Source organism: Pseudoalteromonas sp. J2K-J599 (genome assembly GCF_059295115.2).
Map to the genome: position 1 here is coordinate 2,490,704 of NZ_CM200271.1, position 16,619 is coordinate 2,507,322.

General features: G+C 40.2%; 16 protein-coding genes. 7 read left to right on the forward strand and 9 right to left on the reverse strand.

Going from position 1 to position 16,619, the window contains the following annotated elements:
* Window positions 1–101: 101 nt before the first annotated feature.
* Complete coding sequence (locus AC5NT5_RS11320; RefSeq protein ID WP_494514087.1) at window positions 102–1,271, reverse strand: FAD-dependent monooxygenase; 1,170 nt, start codon at window positions 1,269–1,271, stop codon at window positions 102–104.
* A gap of 256 nt (window positions 1,272–1,527) precedes the next feature.
* Here AC5NT5_RS11320 and miaB point away from each other — a divergent pair, with 256 nt between their 5' ends.
* The 5 genes from miaB to lnt are packed head-to-tail and all read left to right on the forward strand — an operon-like array spanning window position 1,528 to window position 6,986.
* The gene (miaB, locus tag AC5NT5_RS11325; RefSeq protein ID WP_494514086.1) at window positions 1,528–2,976 is read left to right on the forward strand and encodes a tRNA (N6-isopentenyl adenosine(37)-C2)-methylthiotransferase MiaB; all 1,449 of its coding nucleotides are present in this window, start codon (window positions 1,528–1,530) and stop codon (window positions 2,974–2,976) included.
* A gap of 50 nt (window positions 2,977–3,026) precedes the next feature.
* Window positions 3,027–4,085 (forward strand): PhoH family protein, encoded by a 1,059-nt coding sequence (locus AC5NT5_RS11330; protein WP_182682085.1) that lies wholly within the window; start codon window positions 3,027–3,029, stop codon window positions 4,083–4,085.
* A 4-nt stretch (window positions 4,086–4,089) separates the two neighbouring features.
* A complete protein-coding gene (gene ybeY, locus AC5NT5_RS11335; RefSeq protein WP_149594559.1) occupies window positions 4,090–4,548 on the forward strand; it encodes an rRNA maturation RNase YbeY in 459 nt (152 codons plus the stop codon).
* A gap of 22 nt (window positions 4,549–4,570) precedes the next feature.
* Window positions 4,571–5,455, forward strand: a complete 885-nt coding sequence (corC, locus tag AC5NT5_RS11340; protein ID WP_002958541.1) for a CNNM family magnesium/cobalt transport protein CorC — start codon at window positions 4,571–4,573, stop codon at window positions 5,453–5,455.
* A complete protein-coding gene (gene lnt / locus AC5NT5_RS11345) occupies window positions 5,436–6,986 on the forward strand; it encodes an apolipoprotein N-acyltransferase (protein WP_494514085.1) in 1,551 nt (516 codons plus the stop codon). The genes corC and lnt overlap by 20 nt, the downstream gene beginning before the upstream one ends.
* A 480-nt stretch (window positions 6,987–7,466) precedes the next feature.
* On the opposite strand, the gene AC5NT5_RS11350 is transcribed toward lnt, so the two are convergent.
* The 4 genes from AC5NT5_RS11350 to AC5NT5_RS11365 form a co-directional block, all read right to left on the reverse strand.
* Complete coding sequence (locus tag AC5NT5_RS11350; protein WP_039489341.1) at window positions 7,467–7,916, reverse strand: hypothetical protein; 450 nt, start codon at window positions 7,914–7,916, stop codon at window positions 7,467–7,469.
* Window positions 7,917–8,005: 89 nt separating this feature from the next.
* Window positions 8,006–8,854: an alpha/beta hydrolase gene (locus tag AC5NT5_RS11355; protein WP_494514084.1), complete on the reverse strand. Its 849-nt coding sequence runs from the start codon at window positions 8,852–8,854 to the stop codon at window positions 8,006–8,008.
* A 29-nt stretch (window positions 8,855–8,883) separates the two neighbouring features.
* Complete coding sequence (locus tag AC5NT5_RS11360) at window positions 8,884–9,894, reverse strand: RDD family protein (RefSeq protein WP_494514083.1); 1,011 nt, start codon at window positions 9,892–9,894, stop codon at window positions 8,884–8,886.
* Between the two features lie 152 nt (window positions 9,895–10,046).
* A complete protein-coding gene (locus AC5NT5_RS11365) occupies window positions 10,047–11,132 on the reverse strand; it encodes an alkene reductase (protein ID WP_494514082.1) in 1,086 nt (361 codons plus the stop codon).
* Window positions 11,133–11,312: 180 nt separating this feature from the next.
* Between AC5NT5_RS11365 and AC5NT5_RS11370 the strand changes: the two genes are divergently transcribed.
* Together AC5NT5_RS11370 and AC5NT5_RS11375 are read left to right on the forward strand one after the other, a co-directional pair.
* The gene (locus tag AC5NT5_RS11370) at window positions 11,313–12,089 is read left to right on the forward strand and encodes a hypothetical protein (protein WP_494514081.1); all 777 of its coding nucleotides are present in this window, start codon (window positions 11,313–11,315) and stop codon (window positions 12,087–12,089) included.
* 67 nt (window positions 12,090–12,156) lie between these two features.
* Complete coding sequence (locus tag AC5NT5_RS11375; protein WP_494514080.1) at window positions 12,157–12,681, forward strand: CIA30 family protein; 525 nt, start codon at window positions 12,157–12,159, stop codon at window positions 12,679–12,681.
* A 21-nt stretch (window positions 12,682–12,702) separates the two neighbouring features.
* On the opposite strand, the gene AC5NT5_RS11380 is transcribed toward AC5NT5_RS11375, so the two are convergent.
* From AC5NT5_RS11380 to AC5NT5_RS11395, 4 genes are all read right to left on the reverse strand, one after another.
* Entirely contained in the window at window positions 12,703–13,239 is a 537-nt protein-coding gene (locus tag AC5NT5_RS11380; protein ID WP_182673873.1) for a hypothetical protein, read from the reverse strand.
* A gap of 146 nt (window positions 13,240–13,385) precedes the next feature.
* Entirely contained in the window at window positions 13,386–13,640 is a 255-nt protein-coding gene (locus AC5NT5_RS11385; protein ID WP_169059895.1) for a hypothetical protein, read from the reverse strand.
* A gap of 25 nt (window positions 13,641–13,665) precedes the next feature.
* Entirely contained in the window at window positions 13,666–14,142 is a 477-nt protein-coding gene (gene bamJ, locus AC5NT5_RS11390; protein ID WP_039489326.1) for a BamJ family beta-barrel-assembly machinery protein, read from the reverse strand.
* Window positions 14,143–14,144: 2 nt separating this feature from the next.
* Window positions 14,145–16,574 (reverse strand): Lon protease family protein, encoded by a 2,430-nt coding sequence (locus AC5NT5_RS11395; protein ID WP_234047851.1) that lies wholly within the window; start codon window positions 16,572–16,574, stop codon window positions 14,145–14,147.
* Between the last annotated feature and the right edge of the window lie 45 nt (window positions 16,575–16,619).

A 16,619-nucleotide genomic window follows, 5' to 3' on the forward strand; every position in this document is an offset into this window, starting at 1 on the left:
AATTAAAACCGTGTTCAATATAGCCGAGTCACTATTTGCTGACTTAAAAACAGACATAAAAAAAGGCTCATAAATGAGCCTTTCTAATATCTACTTTAAATTTAGCCTAAATCACCACTAATTGCGTATTTTAAAACCCAGTTTTTTATCGGCCCCGTATTATTAGCCATTTTTAAAAACTGGCTACGTGCCCATTTAAGTGGCGCGACTTGGTTAGAAAAGCCAAAGTAACAAGCATCCATCATGCTCATCATTAATAAATTAGCCTTACGGCGAGCTCGCTCGTATTCTTTAAGTTTTAGTGGGCAACCTATATCCCCTGCATTGTCTAAAACCTCAGCAAGTGCCACTACATCCTGAAAACCTAAATTTACCCCCTGCCCTGCAAGCGGATTTATTGTATGTGCAGCGTCACCGACTAAAACCAAGCGCCCTTGTGAATAGTTGTTAGCGTGTTGGCGAGTAAGCGGAAATATTGCATGAGTTTGTACTTCAAAGTCTCCAGCAAGTTCAGGAAATTTATTAAGTATGTGCATTTTTAGCTCAGCTGGGTTTAGTCCTTTAAATGCTTGCAGTGTATTTGCATCGTCGTACCAAATTAAATTAGCGTATGGTGCCTGCATTGGCAAAAATGCGAGTGGCCCACTTGGCGTAAACTGCTGCCATGTTTTTATTTGTTGCGGCGCATCGAGTTTAATTAATACCCCCATGCAATGTTGCTGATACTGCCAGCCGGTAATTCCTATATTAGCTTTAGCACGCAGCTGCGATTGTCCGCCATCGGCTGCAATCACTAAATCAGCGGTATAGGTTTGAGCTCCATACACAAGCGTAATTAAATCATTCGTTTGCTCTATTTTAGTAATAGGTGTGGCTTGCTCAATAACCTCAATTTTATAATGATCAAATTGCTGCCATAAACTTGCTTGAATTAAACTATTTTCAATTAAGTGGCCTAAATGCGTGGTGTTTATATCGGCGCAGTCAAACAATAAATTATCATCACCGCGCTCAAATGCCTCTAATTGCTGATAAGGCGCTATGCGGTTTTGCCTTAAAAGCGGCATTGCTCCTAATTCATCAAGTAAATTTTCTGAAAAACGATTAATAGCCGACACTCTAATATCAACCTTATCACTACTAAGAATCTGTGATGGGTCTATTAGGTGTTTTTCGATTATGCGTACGCCAAAGCCCTGTTGAGCAAGCTTTATCGCCATAGCCGCGCCAACCATGCCACCACCAACTACTATCACATTATTTTTAGTCATGTTTTTCATCATTTTATTATTACTTGAGTCTGTTTTAATTGTATCAAAATTAATTTGTTTTATACCAGAGGATATCCCTAACCGCTGATTAAACTCGCCTCGTATTGATTTGAGATCACAAACATGAAAACTATACTTGGATCTGGACGGGTATCCAGCTAAAATACGCCTCCTTTAAGTGAGCATGCTTGCTCCTTAATCCTGTTTCAAGCACATTTTTGTGCCACTATCGAATTGAACACGAGGCTATATTTCAATGAGCAAAAAGCTGCATATTAAAACCTGGGGTTGTCAGATGAACGAATACGACTCTCAGAAAATGGCTGAACTTTTAGATGCCACCAACGGCTACCAGCTAACTGAAGATGCAACAGATGCCGACGTAATCTTACTTAACACCTGTTCAATTCGTGAAAAAGCACAAGAAAAAGTATTTCACCAATTAGGTCGCTGGAAGTTATTAAAAGACGACAAGCCAGATTTAATCATTGGTGTAGGTGGTTGTGTTGCCTCACAAGAAGGTGACTCTATTCGCCAACGTGCGCCATTTGTAGATGTTATTTTTGGTCCGCAAACGCTACACCGTTTACCAGAAATGATTAAACAAGTGCAAGGCGACAAAGGCTCATCGGTTGTTGATATTTCATTCCCAGAGATTGAAAAATTTGACCGCCTGCCAGAGCCAAAAGCAGATGGCCCATCTGCTTTCGTATCAATTATGGAAGGCTGTTCTAAGTACTGTACTTTTTGTGTTGTACCTTATACCCGCGGTGAAGAAGTTAGTCGCCCAGTAGATGACGTACTACTTGAAGTTGCACAACTTGCAGAGCAAGGCGTACGTGAAGTAAATCTTTTAGGTCAAAACGTAAATGCATACCGCGGCGACACACACGATGGCGAAATATGTTACTTCTCTGATTTAATTCGTCTTATTGCAGCTATTGATGGTATTGACCGTATTCGTTACACCACATCGCACCCGGTAGAATTTACCCCAGATATAATCGACGCTTACGCCGATGTACCAGAGCTTGTAGATCACTTACATTTACCAGTACAAAGTGGTTCAGACCGTATATTAAACCTAATGAAACGTGGCCATACGGCAATTGAATACAAATCGACAATTCGTAAGTTACGTAAAATTCGTCCTAACTTAAGCATGTCATCAGATTTCATTATTGGTTTTCCAGGCGAAAGCAAAGAAGACTTTGAAGCAACCATGAAGCTTATTAGCGACATAGGTTTTGATATGAGCTTTAGCTTTATTTACAGCGCACGCCCAGGTACGCCAGCGGCAGATTTGCCGGATGACGTAACAGAGCAAGAGAAAAAAGAGCGCTTATACTTACTACAAAACCGTATTACACAAATGGCGCAGCAAATTAGCCGCCAAATGTTCGATACAGAGCAACGTATACTTGTTGAAGGTCCTTCTAAGAAGAACCCTATGGAATTACGTGGCCGTACCGAAAACAACCGTGTAGTAAACTTTGTTGGCCCGCACACAGTGATCGGACAGTTTGTTGATGTACGTATTACCGAAGCACTACCTAACTCTTTACGTGGTGACTTAATTCGTACAGAATCAGAAATGAACTTACGACGTGAAGTCGCTCCTTCAGCTATTTTAACTAAAGCTGCAGCTGCAGAGCCAAAACCAGACACTGTTAACGAAATTGGCGTAGCTACTTTCGTTCCTTAGTCACACAATTAGCGCCAGTTAACGCTGGCGCAGTACTATAGGAAGCAATTTTGAGTAATCAGTTAAAAACATTAGAGATTTATTTAGAACCTGCCGATAACAAACGCCTTTCTTCTTTATGTGGCCCGTTTGACGAAAACATCAAACAAATTGAACGCCACCTGGCTGTTGAAATAATTCACCGTGACAACTTTTTTAAAGTAACCGGTAAACTACACAACTGCGCCGGCGCTGTAGAAATTTTAAAAAACCTTTATGTTGATACTCAACCAGTTCGTGGTGTTTTAGGCGAAATAGAACCCGACGCTGTTCATTTAGCTATTACCGAATCAAAAGCCTTAGAGCAAGATGCATCCAGCAGCGCTTATGGCAAAGAAATGGTTATTAAAACCCGCCGTGGTGTTATTAAGCCACGTAACGACAACCAAGGTGTTTATGTGGCTAATATTTTAAACCACGACATTACCTTTGGTATAGGCCCTGCAGGTACTGGTAAAACCTACCTTGCAGTTGCTGCCGCCGTCGACGCCCTTGAGCGCCAAGAAATTCGTCGTATATTATTAACACGCCCTGCTGTAGAAGCCGGCGAAAAGCTTGGTTTTTTACCAGGCGACTTAAGTCAAAAAATAGACCCATACCTGCGCCCTCTTTACGATGCGCTTTTTGAAATGCTAGGTTTTGAAAAAGTAGAAAAGCTTATCGAAAAAAATATCATCGAAGTCGCACCGCTTGCTTACATGCGCGGACGTACTCTAAACGATGCCTTTATTATTTTAGATGAAAGCCAAAATACCACCGCCGAGCAAATGAAAATGTTTTTAACACGTATAGGGTTTAACTCAAAAGCGGTTATTACAGGCGATATTACACAGGTCGATTTACCTCGTGGCACACGCTCAGGTCTTCGCCATGCAATTGAAGTGCTTGATGGCGTAAAAGAAATTAGCTTTAACTACTTTAAAGCCCATGACGTAGTTCGTCACCCTGTTGTAGCACGCATAGTTGAAGCCTACGAGCGTAACGACGAAAGCGAGCGACTTAAGCGCATTGAAAAGCAAAATGCAAAAGATGCACTCGCTGCTCTTCAACAGCCTACTACTAAAGAGTAATACTTTGACAACCGAACTTGATTTACAAATAGCCTGTGAGTTTGACAACCTCCCAAGCGAAGAACAATTTGCACTATGGGCCGACAAAGCCCTTAGCCAATACCGTGATGAGTCAGAACTCAGTATCGTTATTAGCGACGAAGCGCAATCGCAACAGCTTAATAACGACTATCGCGGTAAAAATAAACCGACCAACGTACTGTCGTTCGAATTTGAAGCACCACCAGGAATAGATATTCCCTTGGTTGGTGATTTAATTATTTGCCCAGCCATTGTATTAGCTGAAGCAATTGAGCAAGAGAAGTCATTTCATGACCACTTTGCCCACATGGTTATTCACGGATGCTTGCATTTGCTTGGATTTGACCATATAAAGAGTGAAGACGCTTTTGAGATGGAAAGCATCGAAAAGCAAATACTTGCAGAGCTAAACATAGCAGACCCATACCGGGACGATATTTAAATTAACGGAGCAATTAGACGCAATGAGCGACGGTAACTCGCAATCTAGCCAGGGTTCTTCTGGCAAAACGTGGTTGGGCAGAATAGCCCAAATGTTGCAAGGGGAACCCCAGAATAGAGAAGAGCTGGTCGAAGTTATTGCCGATGCGCAAGAACGAGACGTAATCGATCCTGAAACAAAAGAGATGATAGAAGGTGTGCTTGGCGTGTCTGAGCTTAAAGTGCGAGACATAATGGTTCCGCGCTCACAAATGATCACTCTTGAGATCGACAGCCCGCTTGAAGAACTAATTCCAATGATGGTTGACTCAACTCACTCTCGTTTTCCAGTGGTGATTGAAGACAAAGATCATGTAGAAGGTTTTTTACTCGCTAAAGATTTATTGCCACTGATCTTAAATAAAGACGAGCATTTACCATCAATACGCGATTATTTACGTCCAGCAATGGTAGTACCTGAAAGCAAACGTGTTGATACATTGCTAAACGAATTCCGTCAGCAACGCTACCATATGGCTGTTGTTATTGACGAATACGGCGGCGTATCAGGCTTAGTAACGATTGAAGATATTCTTGAAATAATTGTTGGCGAAATCGAAGATGAGCACGACGAAGAAGAAGAACATCAAGATATTCGTCAACTTGCTAAACATGTCCACGTAGTGCAAGCACTCACACCTGTAGATGACTTTAACGAGCATTTTAAAACAGGCTACAGCACAGACGAAGCCGATACTATTGGCGGAACTGTACTGCACGCATTTGGCCATATGCCAAGCCGTGGTGAAACGATTGACATAGAAGGTTACCAATTTAAAGTAACCAACGCCGACAATCGTCGTATTTTGCAACTGCAAGTCACCGTTCCTAAGGCTGATGATAACGACAGTGAAGAAACTGCTAACTAGACTTACCCTATTAGCAAAAGATAAAAAAGCATGGCTCGCACTCGTTGCGGGCCTTGTTTTAACTTTTGGCTATGCCCCTTTTGAAATTTGGCCCATCGTATTTATTAGTCTTGGCGCCATAATTTTTTGCATTAATCCCAATAATACCGGTAAAGCACACGCAAAAACCGGTGCTAAATATGGCTTTATATTTGGCCTAGGCTGGTTTGGTGCAGGTATAAGCTGGGTACATGTTTCTATTGCCACCTTTGGCGGTATGCCGCTTATAGCGTCGCTCTCGTTAATGGCTTTTTTGTGCTCATACTTAGCATTATTTCCCGCACTTGCCTTTTGGGCAACTACACGCTTTGCTAGTGGCCCTAAAAGCTTTGGCGCATTACTAATTGCCTGCTTTGCAATTAGTGAGTATTTACGTGGCACCGTACTTACCGGTTTCCCGTGGTTAAGCTTTGGCTACACACAAACCGACGGGCCTTTAAGGCTGCTCGCCCCTTATATTGGCGAGTTTGGCTTAACTCTTACCTGTGTCGCTATTGGCTTTGCACTATATAGACTTACCCAAAAAGATTTTAAAACCCCGGCGGTTACTGCGACAGCTGTTGCGCTTATTTTTACAGGTGCCAATACCACAGGCAGCATTCATTACACAGATAAAAACATGTCAGTTTTGCTCGTACAAGGCAACATACAGCAACACCTGCGCTTTGAGCCAAGTGAGTTTTGGACCACAATGAGCAAATACCAAGACATGACACGTCCACATTGGGATGCCGACTTAATAGTATGGCCAGAAGCCGCAGTGCCTGAAATAGAAATGCTTGCCGATTCCTACCTAGCCAATTTAGACAGTGCCGCCTCGTTTAATAAAACCGCCCTTGTAACCGGTATTGTTGACTACCAGCGAGACACCAAAAATATATTTAACACCTTAATTGTTGTCGGTAATAAAGAGCGCGGCGACGAGCATGGGCATTACCATTACCTTGATAAAAACCGCTATCAAAAACACCAGCTACTACCTATTGGCGAATTTGTACCGTTTCAAGACTTTTTGCGCCCTATTGCCCCATTATTCGATTTGCCTATGTCATCGTTTACCCGTGGCGACAAAGTACAAAACAACTTACGCGCCAATGGCTATAACTTACTCCCTGCTATTTGCTACGAAATTGTTTTTGCCGACTTAGTGCGCGGTAATTACAAAAGCGACTCCGACCTACTCTTTACGGTAAGTAACGATGCCTGGTTTGGCGACTCTATTGGGCCTTTGCAACACATGCAAATAGCCCGTATGCGCGCGCTCGAACTACAGCGCCCTCTAGTGCGTGTTACTAACAATGGTGTAAGCGCCGTATACGACCCTATAAGCCACACTCAACAAACCATGCCTCAGTTTGAAGCTACAACATTGAAAGCCAACATTAAGCTCATAAAAGGCGACAGCGTGTACAGCCAATACGGCAATGTGTTTGTGTGGGGATTTGTGTTGTTGATGGGAGTTGTTGGGTTTGGGGTTAGGTTGAGAAAGTGAATTAAAATTAATAGCTGTCGGTGGACAGCTATTTAAAAAAGTGTTTATTGTTGGGTTTCGCTTCGCTCTACCCAACCTACGCAAATTTACTTTTTAATCTATCCTATGCTAAAAATATAACGAGCTTTGTTCTATTTTTAATGCTTGGTGTTGCTCAATATCAGGTTTAAAAAGTTAAACTTGACTGTAATTTATAATTGGATTTTCACAGATAAACTCACCACCTTTAACGGCATACATCAATACAATATTGAGATTGAGCCTAAATGCCGACCGACTTTAACTTTATCGGTATGCGACTTTATTTCACTTACTTGCGGGAGTTTAATTAAGTATCAAATTTAAATGAGGTTAGCATACAGCATAGTAACATTTTATCGTAACCCGACTATTGGCGTCCTCGCTCCCAACTAAATAACTTTTTAGTCATAACTACTCGTTATGCTTTTTGCTTTCTATGGGGGTAGTTTACAGCAACTATCAAAACCACTTAAACTTTAGCTTTGCTGAGTGTACTCTGCTCACCTGTGGCCTCAGTAGATTACAATGAATATCAATATAGCTACTTTTATTTGGTTCTATAAAAATATCATCGCTTTTACCTAAACAATTACCAACAAACTTTCCGTTTTTATCGAATGTAGATGCTATAACACCACCTGCATATATGCTTTCATTGGTGATATTTTTTAACTCGGCAGTTATTCTTACTCGCCCATTTTCTTTAAAGATATCAGAAAGGGTAAGTTTATAATCACTATTTAAGTCGTCAGTGCCCTCCAATGCTTTATTTGATACCTGCTCTTTAAAGCCACTATCAACTTCTGCGGCTATTGTTAGCGCGTACACACTGATACCACCGAGTGTTGCTATTACAAACCCTATCCCCCAAAAAAAGCCCTTTATAGCCTCATTAAAATTATTACTCATTTAATTCCCTTTTAATTTTTCACTACTAAATTTCGTTAACAATATACCCAAAATTACTCCTTTCACTAACCTAGTATATAAATTAAGACTTATTTTTGTAATAAGCTTTTTAAACCATAGTACCAACTAAGCGCTGCCACCGTGCCATGAGTTTCTTCTTCAAAGTAACGTTGATTTATATATAAACTGTTACTCGGGTGCGCTTTTAGTTTTTTAGCAAGCTCTAAGCCCCATTTATAATTAGCCTCTCCAATTTCACCAAAAGCTGCATTATTAGCAAAAGTAAAATATACATTGCCTTTAAGCTGCTTATTTATAAGCTGTTGCTCGTCAAAATAACGATTGAGATAATTATTATCCCAAAGGTAGGTTGCATCAATAATTAAGTAATCAGTAAATAAAGAGTGATTTGTAAGTAAAACATAACTTGCGAACAAGCCGCCGAAAGATTCCCCAATTAATACCCGCTTATTTGATGTACGGTAATTTTTATTAATGAAGGGAATAAGTTCTTTTTCAAAGAAAGCGGTGTAGTTTGCGGCATTGCCAATTTTTTCAAATTTTTCTAGTAGCTTGCCGTTAAAAGTCCAATCGACATTGGTAGGGGTAAAGTCGCGCTCTCTTATCGCATTTTTACTATTAGGAACAGCGACAATAATTGCTTGTTGAATTTGTTTTTCTAGCCGCTCAGTACTGAGTGCTTCAACAAGCCCCGCTAAGGCTTTTAAATGGGTTGGGTCGCCATCAAGCAGGTAAATAACAGGATATACTCTTTCGAGGTTTTGCTTGTAGCTTGGCGGTAAATAAACACTATAACTGCGCTGCTCACCTAAAATAATAGACTTAAGCTGATGTTTTTTTGCTAACACAATATTTTCTGACGCATACGAAGCTGTAATAAAATACAGATAACTAAACGCCATTAATAAAGCTTTCATAACCATCCTTGTAATTAATAAGAGCAAACTTAACTTTTTACAGTCTCTTCTACCGTTTCCACATTTACAACTTGATTCAAGTTAACTTTAATAACCACAGTGGCTGATATTTTATCTTGAATTGCTTGCCTGTTTGGGTCCCAATATATCTGTAAAAAGCCCAATAAGCCCGTTGCAAAGCCTGCACCGTAGCCGCCGTAGCGACCAAAACAATCTAATAAACCTAATGGCTCACCGCTTAGGGCGACAACACGGATATTACAAACCTTTTTACCCGGTGTTTGGCCGCGCCAAAGTAACGAGAACAACGTAAAGTAAACAGCAGCCCAGCCAAAACCTAAGCCTAAGTCTTGAATAATGCCTTTGCCCCACTGCAAAATACTATTTGTGTTTGTTTGTGCAGGTTTTTCTTCTATTAACTGTGTAGGCTTTATTTCGTTATTTTCACTGAGCACCAATAGTTGTAAAAGTACGGTAGCAAGTTGTGGGCTTTGTAGGTCGTCCATTTCTGCTAATTCGGGGACTTCCCCGATTAAATTATCAAGCGCGTTTTGTTGGCAAGGTTGATCACAGCTTTCATCAGCTGTTTGCGCTAAATAAGTATTTACCCGTTGTTTTTCTGTGGCGGTAAGCTGTATTTCATCTTGTATTTTTACGCCCTGAACAGCTAAACCTTGATCAGCATTATCGTCTTCTAGGTAATCAATGCCAATTGAAAGCACAGTAAGTGCGCTTACAAATAAAATACTTGCTGCCGTTATTTTTAAGATTCTTCGCCACACATTCGACATTTTTGGAAGGTATTGCTGCGCCGTGCCTTTATAAAATGCCATTGCCGCAACAAATGCTATTAGAGCCGCGCTAAGCTTGGCCGCTAAAAATATCAGCGCAACATCAATAACAATAGCTAGTGCACGCTGAATAGGTGTAGCTAAAGGTAAGCCCAGTAAAGCACTGTCAATTTTAAAAGCGTAGGGTGTAATAACTTCTCGGGTTTTAGAATTTGATAATTCTAATTGTTCTATCTCTTTGGCTTTCATTTATTTTCTTGTTATTAAAATAGGTAACCCGGTTAACTTACGCGTTTTTTATTTTTTGCTCAAGGTAAAGCTATTAGAATCAATGCACAAAAAAGGGCTGCATAAAATGCAGCCCTTCATGTTTTTACTCAATGTTAATTACTTACTAGCAATTATACCGTTGGATAATCGGTATAGCCTTGCTCTGCACCACCAAACAAAGTGTCGGGGTTGTGGCTGTTAAGAGGCTTGCCTTGCTTTAAGCGTGCTGGTAAGTCTGGGTTTGATACAAACGGGCGACCAAAGCCAATCATGTCGGCCCAGCCTTCGCTAAGTGCGTTGTCTGCGCGCTCTTTGGTGTACTTGCCTGCGTAAATTAATACACCACTGAAGGCTTTGCGAATCGATTTTTTAAACTCAACACTCATTAAAGGTGCGTCATCCCAATCGGCTTCGGCTATATGCATGTAACCTACACCGGCTTTATTTAGTGCCTCAGAAACCGCTAAGTAAGTTTCTTCAGGGTTTTCGTCTACTGTGCCATTAAGAGTTGTTAACGGGGCAAGTCTTACGCCTACTTTGCTGCTACCAATTTCGTCGCTAACAGCATGTACCACTTCAATTAAAAAGCGTATTCGGTTTTGTACACTGCCACCATATTCATCGGTGCGAGCATTTGACTCTGAGTCTAAAAATTGATTAATAAGGTAACCATTTGCAGCATGAAGCTCTATGCCATCAAACCCTGCATTAACTGCATTTTTAGCTGCTTGGCGAAATTCGCCTATGACATGCGTAATATCTTGTTTGCTCATTTCGCGTGGGAGTTGGGTGTCTACAAACCCCGGTGAGCCGTTTGTATCTACAAATACTTTTACGTCTTTTGCGGCAATGCCCGAGGCTGAAATAGGCTGCACGCCACCGGTGTTGTCACTGTGGGTAACACGGCCAACATGCCAAAGCTGAGCAAACATCACTCCACCAGCGCTATGTACTGCGCTTGTTACTTTACTCCAGCCTGCAACTTGCTCATTTGAATAAATACCCGGAGTCCAAGCGTAACCTTTACCAAGCTCACTAATTTGTGTTCCTTCGCTTACAATTAGTCCGGCACTTGCGCGCTGTGCGTAATATGTTGCCATTAAGTCGTTGGCTATATCGCCAGGCTGCGTTGAACGCGAGCGAGTCATTGGGGGCATAACAATACGGTTTTTTAATGTTTTACCTGCAAGTTCTATTGGTTCAAAAAGTAATGTCATAATGCCTCCTAAGTTTGATTGCGCTCATAATAACGTAACCAAGCACATGCAAAAACAACAAAAACTGCAAAATAGTTTTGTTGTATCTGCAATAAAGCCACAAAGTAAAACACATTAACTTTAGGTGAACTAAATGTATTTAATTGACTCTTAACAGCACTATTAAGTTGAGGGTTTGATGTGAATAAAGGGAATGCATGGCCGTGGGTTATCTCGTTGTGTATACACGCTATTGTGTTGTACTTTTTGTTTTCGCAATCTATTAAAGTTGCGGCGCCAAAGCAAGGAAAAAACGCAATAATACAGGCCTATGTTACGGTTAATTTAGCAAGCCTACCTAAGCTAAGCTCAGTTGTTACAACAGCTAATGCGCCAGATATAAAACCTGTAAACACTAAAACTGATGCACCAAATTCAGTGACCTCTAACACTACACCTATAAAAAAAGATTCTACAAAAGCCAAAGTAAGGGTGACTAAAAAATCGCAAGCCAAAACCATCACGTTACCAAAGGCACAAACAGACCTTAAAAAAGACCCTGTAAAACCTGTTGAACCCCTGTTAGCTGAGCCTTCAAAGCCTACAACAAAAGCCTCTCAAACATTTAAAAAGCTAAATCCATACGCGCCGCTATTTGGCTCTCCTGTAAATAATATGACTCATAAAAAAATAGTCTCCTTTGGTGAAGATAAAAGATCTGAAAATGATGAGATAAACAATAAGCCCACTATTAAAACGCCAGTAAAATCTGATAATTCAGAAGTTATTAGCCAAAATACAACTGGCACACGACGATTAGAAAAATTTAATGGTAAATGCTATTTAATTGATACTTCAACCGTATTTGGTAGTAATGGCATGCCACAAGGTAGCGGTAAACCCTGTCCTGAGGATAAAACTGATAAAGAAATTATGTTTGAAAAAATCATGAAAAAATGGAGCCGTAAAAATAATTAGCTTTAAATAAGTGAACAAATAATATGTTTATCCGTATTGACAAGCTTAAAGTAATTAGGAGTAAGCCATGATCACCAAACAACTATCCTCACTTTTTGTATTTAATTTATTAGTTGTATGTGCACAAGCTAATGCAAACCAGCGCTGGTACGTTATTAACGACTCAGTAATGGGCGGTGTATCTAATAGCCAAGTAACACAAACTCAAGAAAGTTTGCTTTTTACAGGCAATGTTTCGCTTGATAATAACGGCGGTTTTGCATCAATACGTACAGAGCTAAATACACAAAGCCAAAATACTAAAGCTATAGTTTTGCGTGTTAAAGGCGATGGACAAACCTATCAGCTCAGGCTCAGAACAACTAATTACCTTGATGGCGCAGCGTACACTCACTCATTTAAAACTGTAAAAAATGAATGGGTAGATATAAACTTTGCTCCGAGTGATTTTACTTTAACGTATCGCGGTCGCGTGCTTGAGCAACAACCGATTATTGATTTTGATGATATAAAACAGCTAGGCTTTATGATTGCAGGTAAGCAAGAAGGTAAATTTAAACTTGAAGTGGGTAAAATTGAGTTTAAAAGCTAGCCCACCAGCATGTTGGTGGCGCTAAATAGTATAGTCGTCGCCCCGCCTCTTCATTTCACTAATAACCAGCTCAACCATTTGTTGTTTTATTGCTGCTTGCTCTGACTTTAACTCCCCTAATTGCAGCTCTAACAAATCTATTTGTTCTTGCTGTTGCGTATTTTTATATTTTTTAGAGCCTAAGTGCTCTGCATCTAGAGTTAAACTCGCATCACTTTTATTTAGCTCACTTGCAGAAGTATTTATAGTTAAACTACGTTGTACAGGGCTTTGTTTAAGTTTGTTAATTTGTTCTTGCAGCGCAATAACTCGCCCAGTGAAGTGCTTGTATACTTTTTCTAGGTTTTTATACTGATTGCTAAACGTTGCGTGATCTTCACTGTATTCTTGTGCTTTGGTATCTAGAAATTTTGATAACACATATTTTGGCTCTTCCTCATTTTCTTCCTCGCTCTTTTCTTCACTCGCTTTTTCAACCGGTAGTTTATCTGATTGCGCTAAAGGTTGAGTATTTGAGCTGTGTACTTGGTATGCAATGGGAGCCGCTAAAATCTTCATTATTTTATCCCTAAAATAGCTTTGTAACTATTATAGGTATCGACCTCGCATTAAAATTCTTGAGTAAATTTTAATGTTAGCTAAAAGCAAAAAGCCCCACTTTATTAAAGCAGGGCTTATACCAATTTATTAAACTAACTCGTTGCTTACTTAGTGTTTTGGTTATCTTGTGAGAGCGCAATAAGTGCAAGCGCCGCATTTAGGCGAGTATTTAAATTATTATAAATAGTCATTCCAAACACACCGATAATACAAACAATTAAACCCATTTGTAGGTTAACGCTCATCTCTAGTAAAAAAACAGCTGCAACTAGTAAGCATAGCGCTAATGCATAAATAATAGATTGAAAGGTAAAGTTAATATCACCTTTGGCTATTTTAAGTAATTCGTCTTTATTCATAATTTACTTCCTTGTTATTTAATCACTAAGACTCAATTGCCAGTAGCTCTACTTCAAAAATAAGTACTGAAGCAGGAGGAATACTTCCTACACGTTTTTCGCCGTACGCTAATTGGTGCGGTACATAAAAGGTGTATTTATCGCCTGGGCTCATCAGTTGTAAGCCCTCAGTCCAGCCTTTAATCACTTGGTGCAAACCAAAGCTAATCGGTGTTTTACGCTCTACTGAGCTGTCAAACACCGTGCCGTCGATTAGTGTGCCGTGGTAATGCACGTTAACCATACTTGTTGGGCTTGGTGTGTTTTCACTCTCACCTTTGTGTACTATTTTGTACTGCAAGCCAGAAGCTGTTTCTACTACACCTTCTACTTTTGCGTTAGCGGCTAAGTAATCTGCCCCTATTTGTGCATTTATGCCTGCTTGTTGTTTTGCTTTTTTACTATTTTGAAATATTAAAAAACAAAAAATGGCGATAACCACCGCCAAAATTATATTGATCATTATTAACCTTTTTCGTTATCTAGTTCTTCGTCTTTTTCGTCATCGTTATCGTTATCGCCATTAACTATGTCGGCAATTTCTTTAAGGCGAGCAAGCGCAATTCCGTTTACTGAGTTTTCTGGATACTGGTCATCAATAATATCGCCAGCTTCTATATCCATTAACAGGTTAAGCGCTTGGTCTACGGTTTCAACTGCGTAAATATTAAATTTACCCGCTTCAACCGCATTAAGTATTTCGTCATCAAGCACTAAGTTAACTTGGTTTGATTTAGGAATGATAACGCCTTGCGAACCTGTTAAGCCACGCATTTTACACAGTTTGAAAAAGCCTTCTATTTTTTCGTTTACGCCACCAATAGCCTGTACATCACCATGTTGGTTAATAGAGCCTGTAAGTGCAATTGATTGGCTAATAGGTAGGCTTGTAATAGACGAAATAAGCGCACACAACTCTGCCAAAGATGCACTATCGCCATCTATATAACCGTAGCTTTGCTCAATAGCGATATTAGCGCTAAGCGTTAAGCTAAAGTGCTGTGCGTATTTATTACCTAAATAACCGGTAAGTAGCATTACCCCTTTTGAGTGAATTGCTTTACCAAGCTCGGCTTCACGTTCAACATCTATTACGCCATCGGCGCCAGCATAAACCGTTGCCGTAATACGCGCAGGGGTACCAAAAGAGGTATCGCCAATGTGTAATACGGTTAAGCCATTTACTTTACCAATGGCTTGGCCGTCGGTTGCAATAAGTGTATGACCTTCTTTTATATCGCTTAACATGTTTTCACTAATTTGGCCGGTACGGTATTGCTTACCTTCAATGGCTTCATCAATATGATGCGCATCTATAACAGTTAATTTATCTTGTTTTGCGTAGTAACTTGCCTCTGCAACTAATTCAAGTACATCAGCAAAACGCGCAGAAAGCTTATTGTGATGCTCTGCTTGGCGGTAGCTAAACTTAAGTAAACGCACCATAGCAGCTTGCGTGGTAGTGCACTTTAATGTTTGCTCGCAGTACTCGGTAACTTTAGTTATAAATTGGTACTGTAATTTATCGCTACTTGGTAAGTAGTAATCAAAGTCAGCTAATACTCTAAATAACTCTGCAAACTCTTCATCGTATTCACCTATGGTGTAATACAGTTCGCGCGAGCCTAATAAAATAATTTTCACGTCAAGCGGTATAAGCTGCGGGCGAAGTGTAAAACTACTGCCTACTGAGCTATCTTGATACGGTAAGTCGTTTTTAATTTGATGCGTTTTAAGCGAAAGTTTTAAACCATCCCACACTTGAGGGTTAGCCATTACCTTTTCAGCATCCATAATTAAATAACCGCCATTAGCACGGTGCAATGCTCCTGGCTGAATAGAACGATAACTGGTAATTAAAGACCCTTGCGATGTGGAATACTCAATTTTACCAAATATATTACCAAATGTTGGATTGGGCTCGTAAACCACGGGTGCTGCATCGTCTTCTTTAAACTCAACTAAAATATTAGGTGCAAAAAAGTCGGTAAGCATGCCTTTACGATCAAAGTCTTCTTTGCTTTCTTCGCTTTCGTCTTCGTCATCGAGCCATTCAAGTACCGCGTCTATAATTTCAACGCGTATATCTTTTAAATAACGCAGTACACCAATATGAGTTGCATATTTATGTTCTAAGTCTTTTAAAAGCGGTTTTGTGGCCTGCTCTGCAGTCGACTTTTTAAGATTACGCTGTTTTTCTTTTGATTCGCGCTTCCAGCGTGGCAGCTCAATTAACGCTTCTATTAATGCATCTTCTAGCTTTTCAATTTTTTCAAAAAACTCTTCGCGTAACGTTTCTTCAAGTTCGCCAAATTCGCTATCGCTTAATTGTTTACCATCTACAAGCGGTGCAAACCCAACTGAATTTTTTTCTTCGACTAATGCAACACTTTGCTCAAATGCCGCAATTTCTACTGCGGTAATAGCGCTGTCGTAGGCATCGTTAAATTCACGGTCGATTGATTTTTTTTTGCGTTGATATCCTGGGTTATCAAATGCAGCAGGAAATGTGTCGAGTACTTCATCTAAAAATGAATCTATGTCGTCACTAAGTTGCTTGCTTTGCCCTGCATGCATAAACAGCGCAATAGGCTCTCTGTGGTCATCGTAATTATTTACGTATAACCATTCGTTTGGGGTTGGGCGGTCTTTTGCATGTTGCTTAAGTTTATCTTTAACAAGCGTAAAGCGCCCATGGGCAGCCTCGCCCATTACATAAACGTTATAACCCGGCAGTTCCATCCCTAAAGAGAAATCTAAGGCACTTTGGGCGCGTTGTTGGCCTATAAATGTTAGTTGCTCGGGGTATGGATTGCTCATACACGTATGTACGTGATTAGTAGAAATACTCGGTGCGAGCTTTGAAACAGATAGTGGCAGCAATTTTTTCGTCATTCTAACTTCTTTTTTTACCAACATATTCGCTGGCCTTTGGGCGTA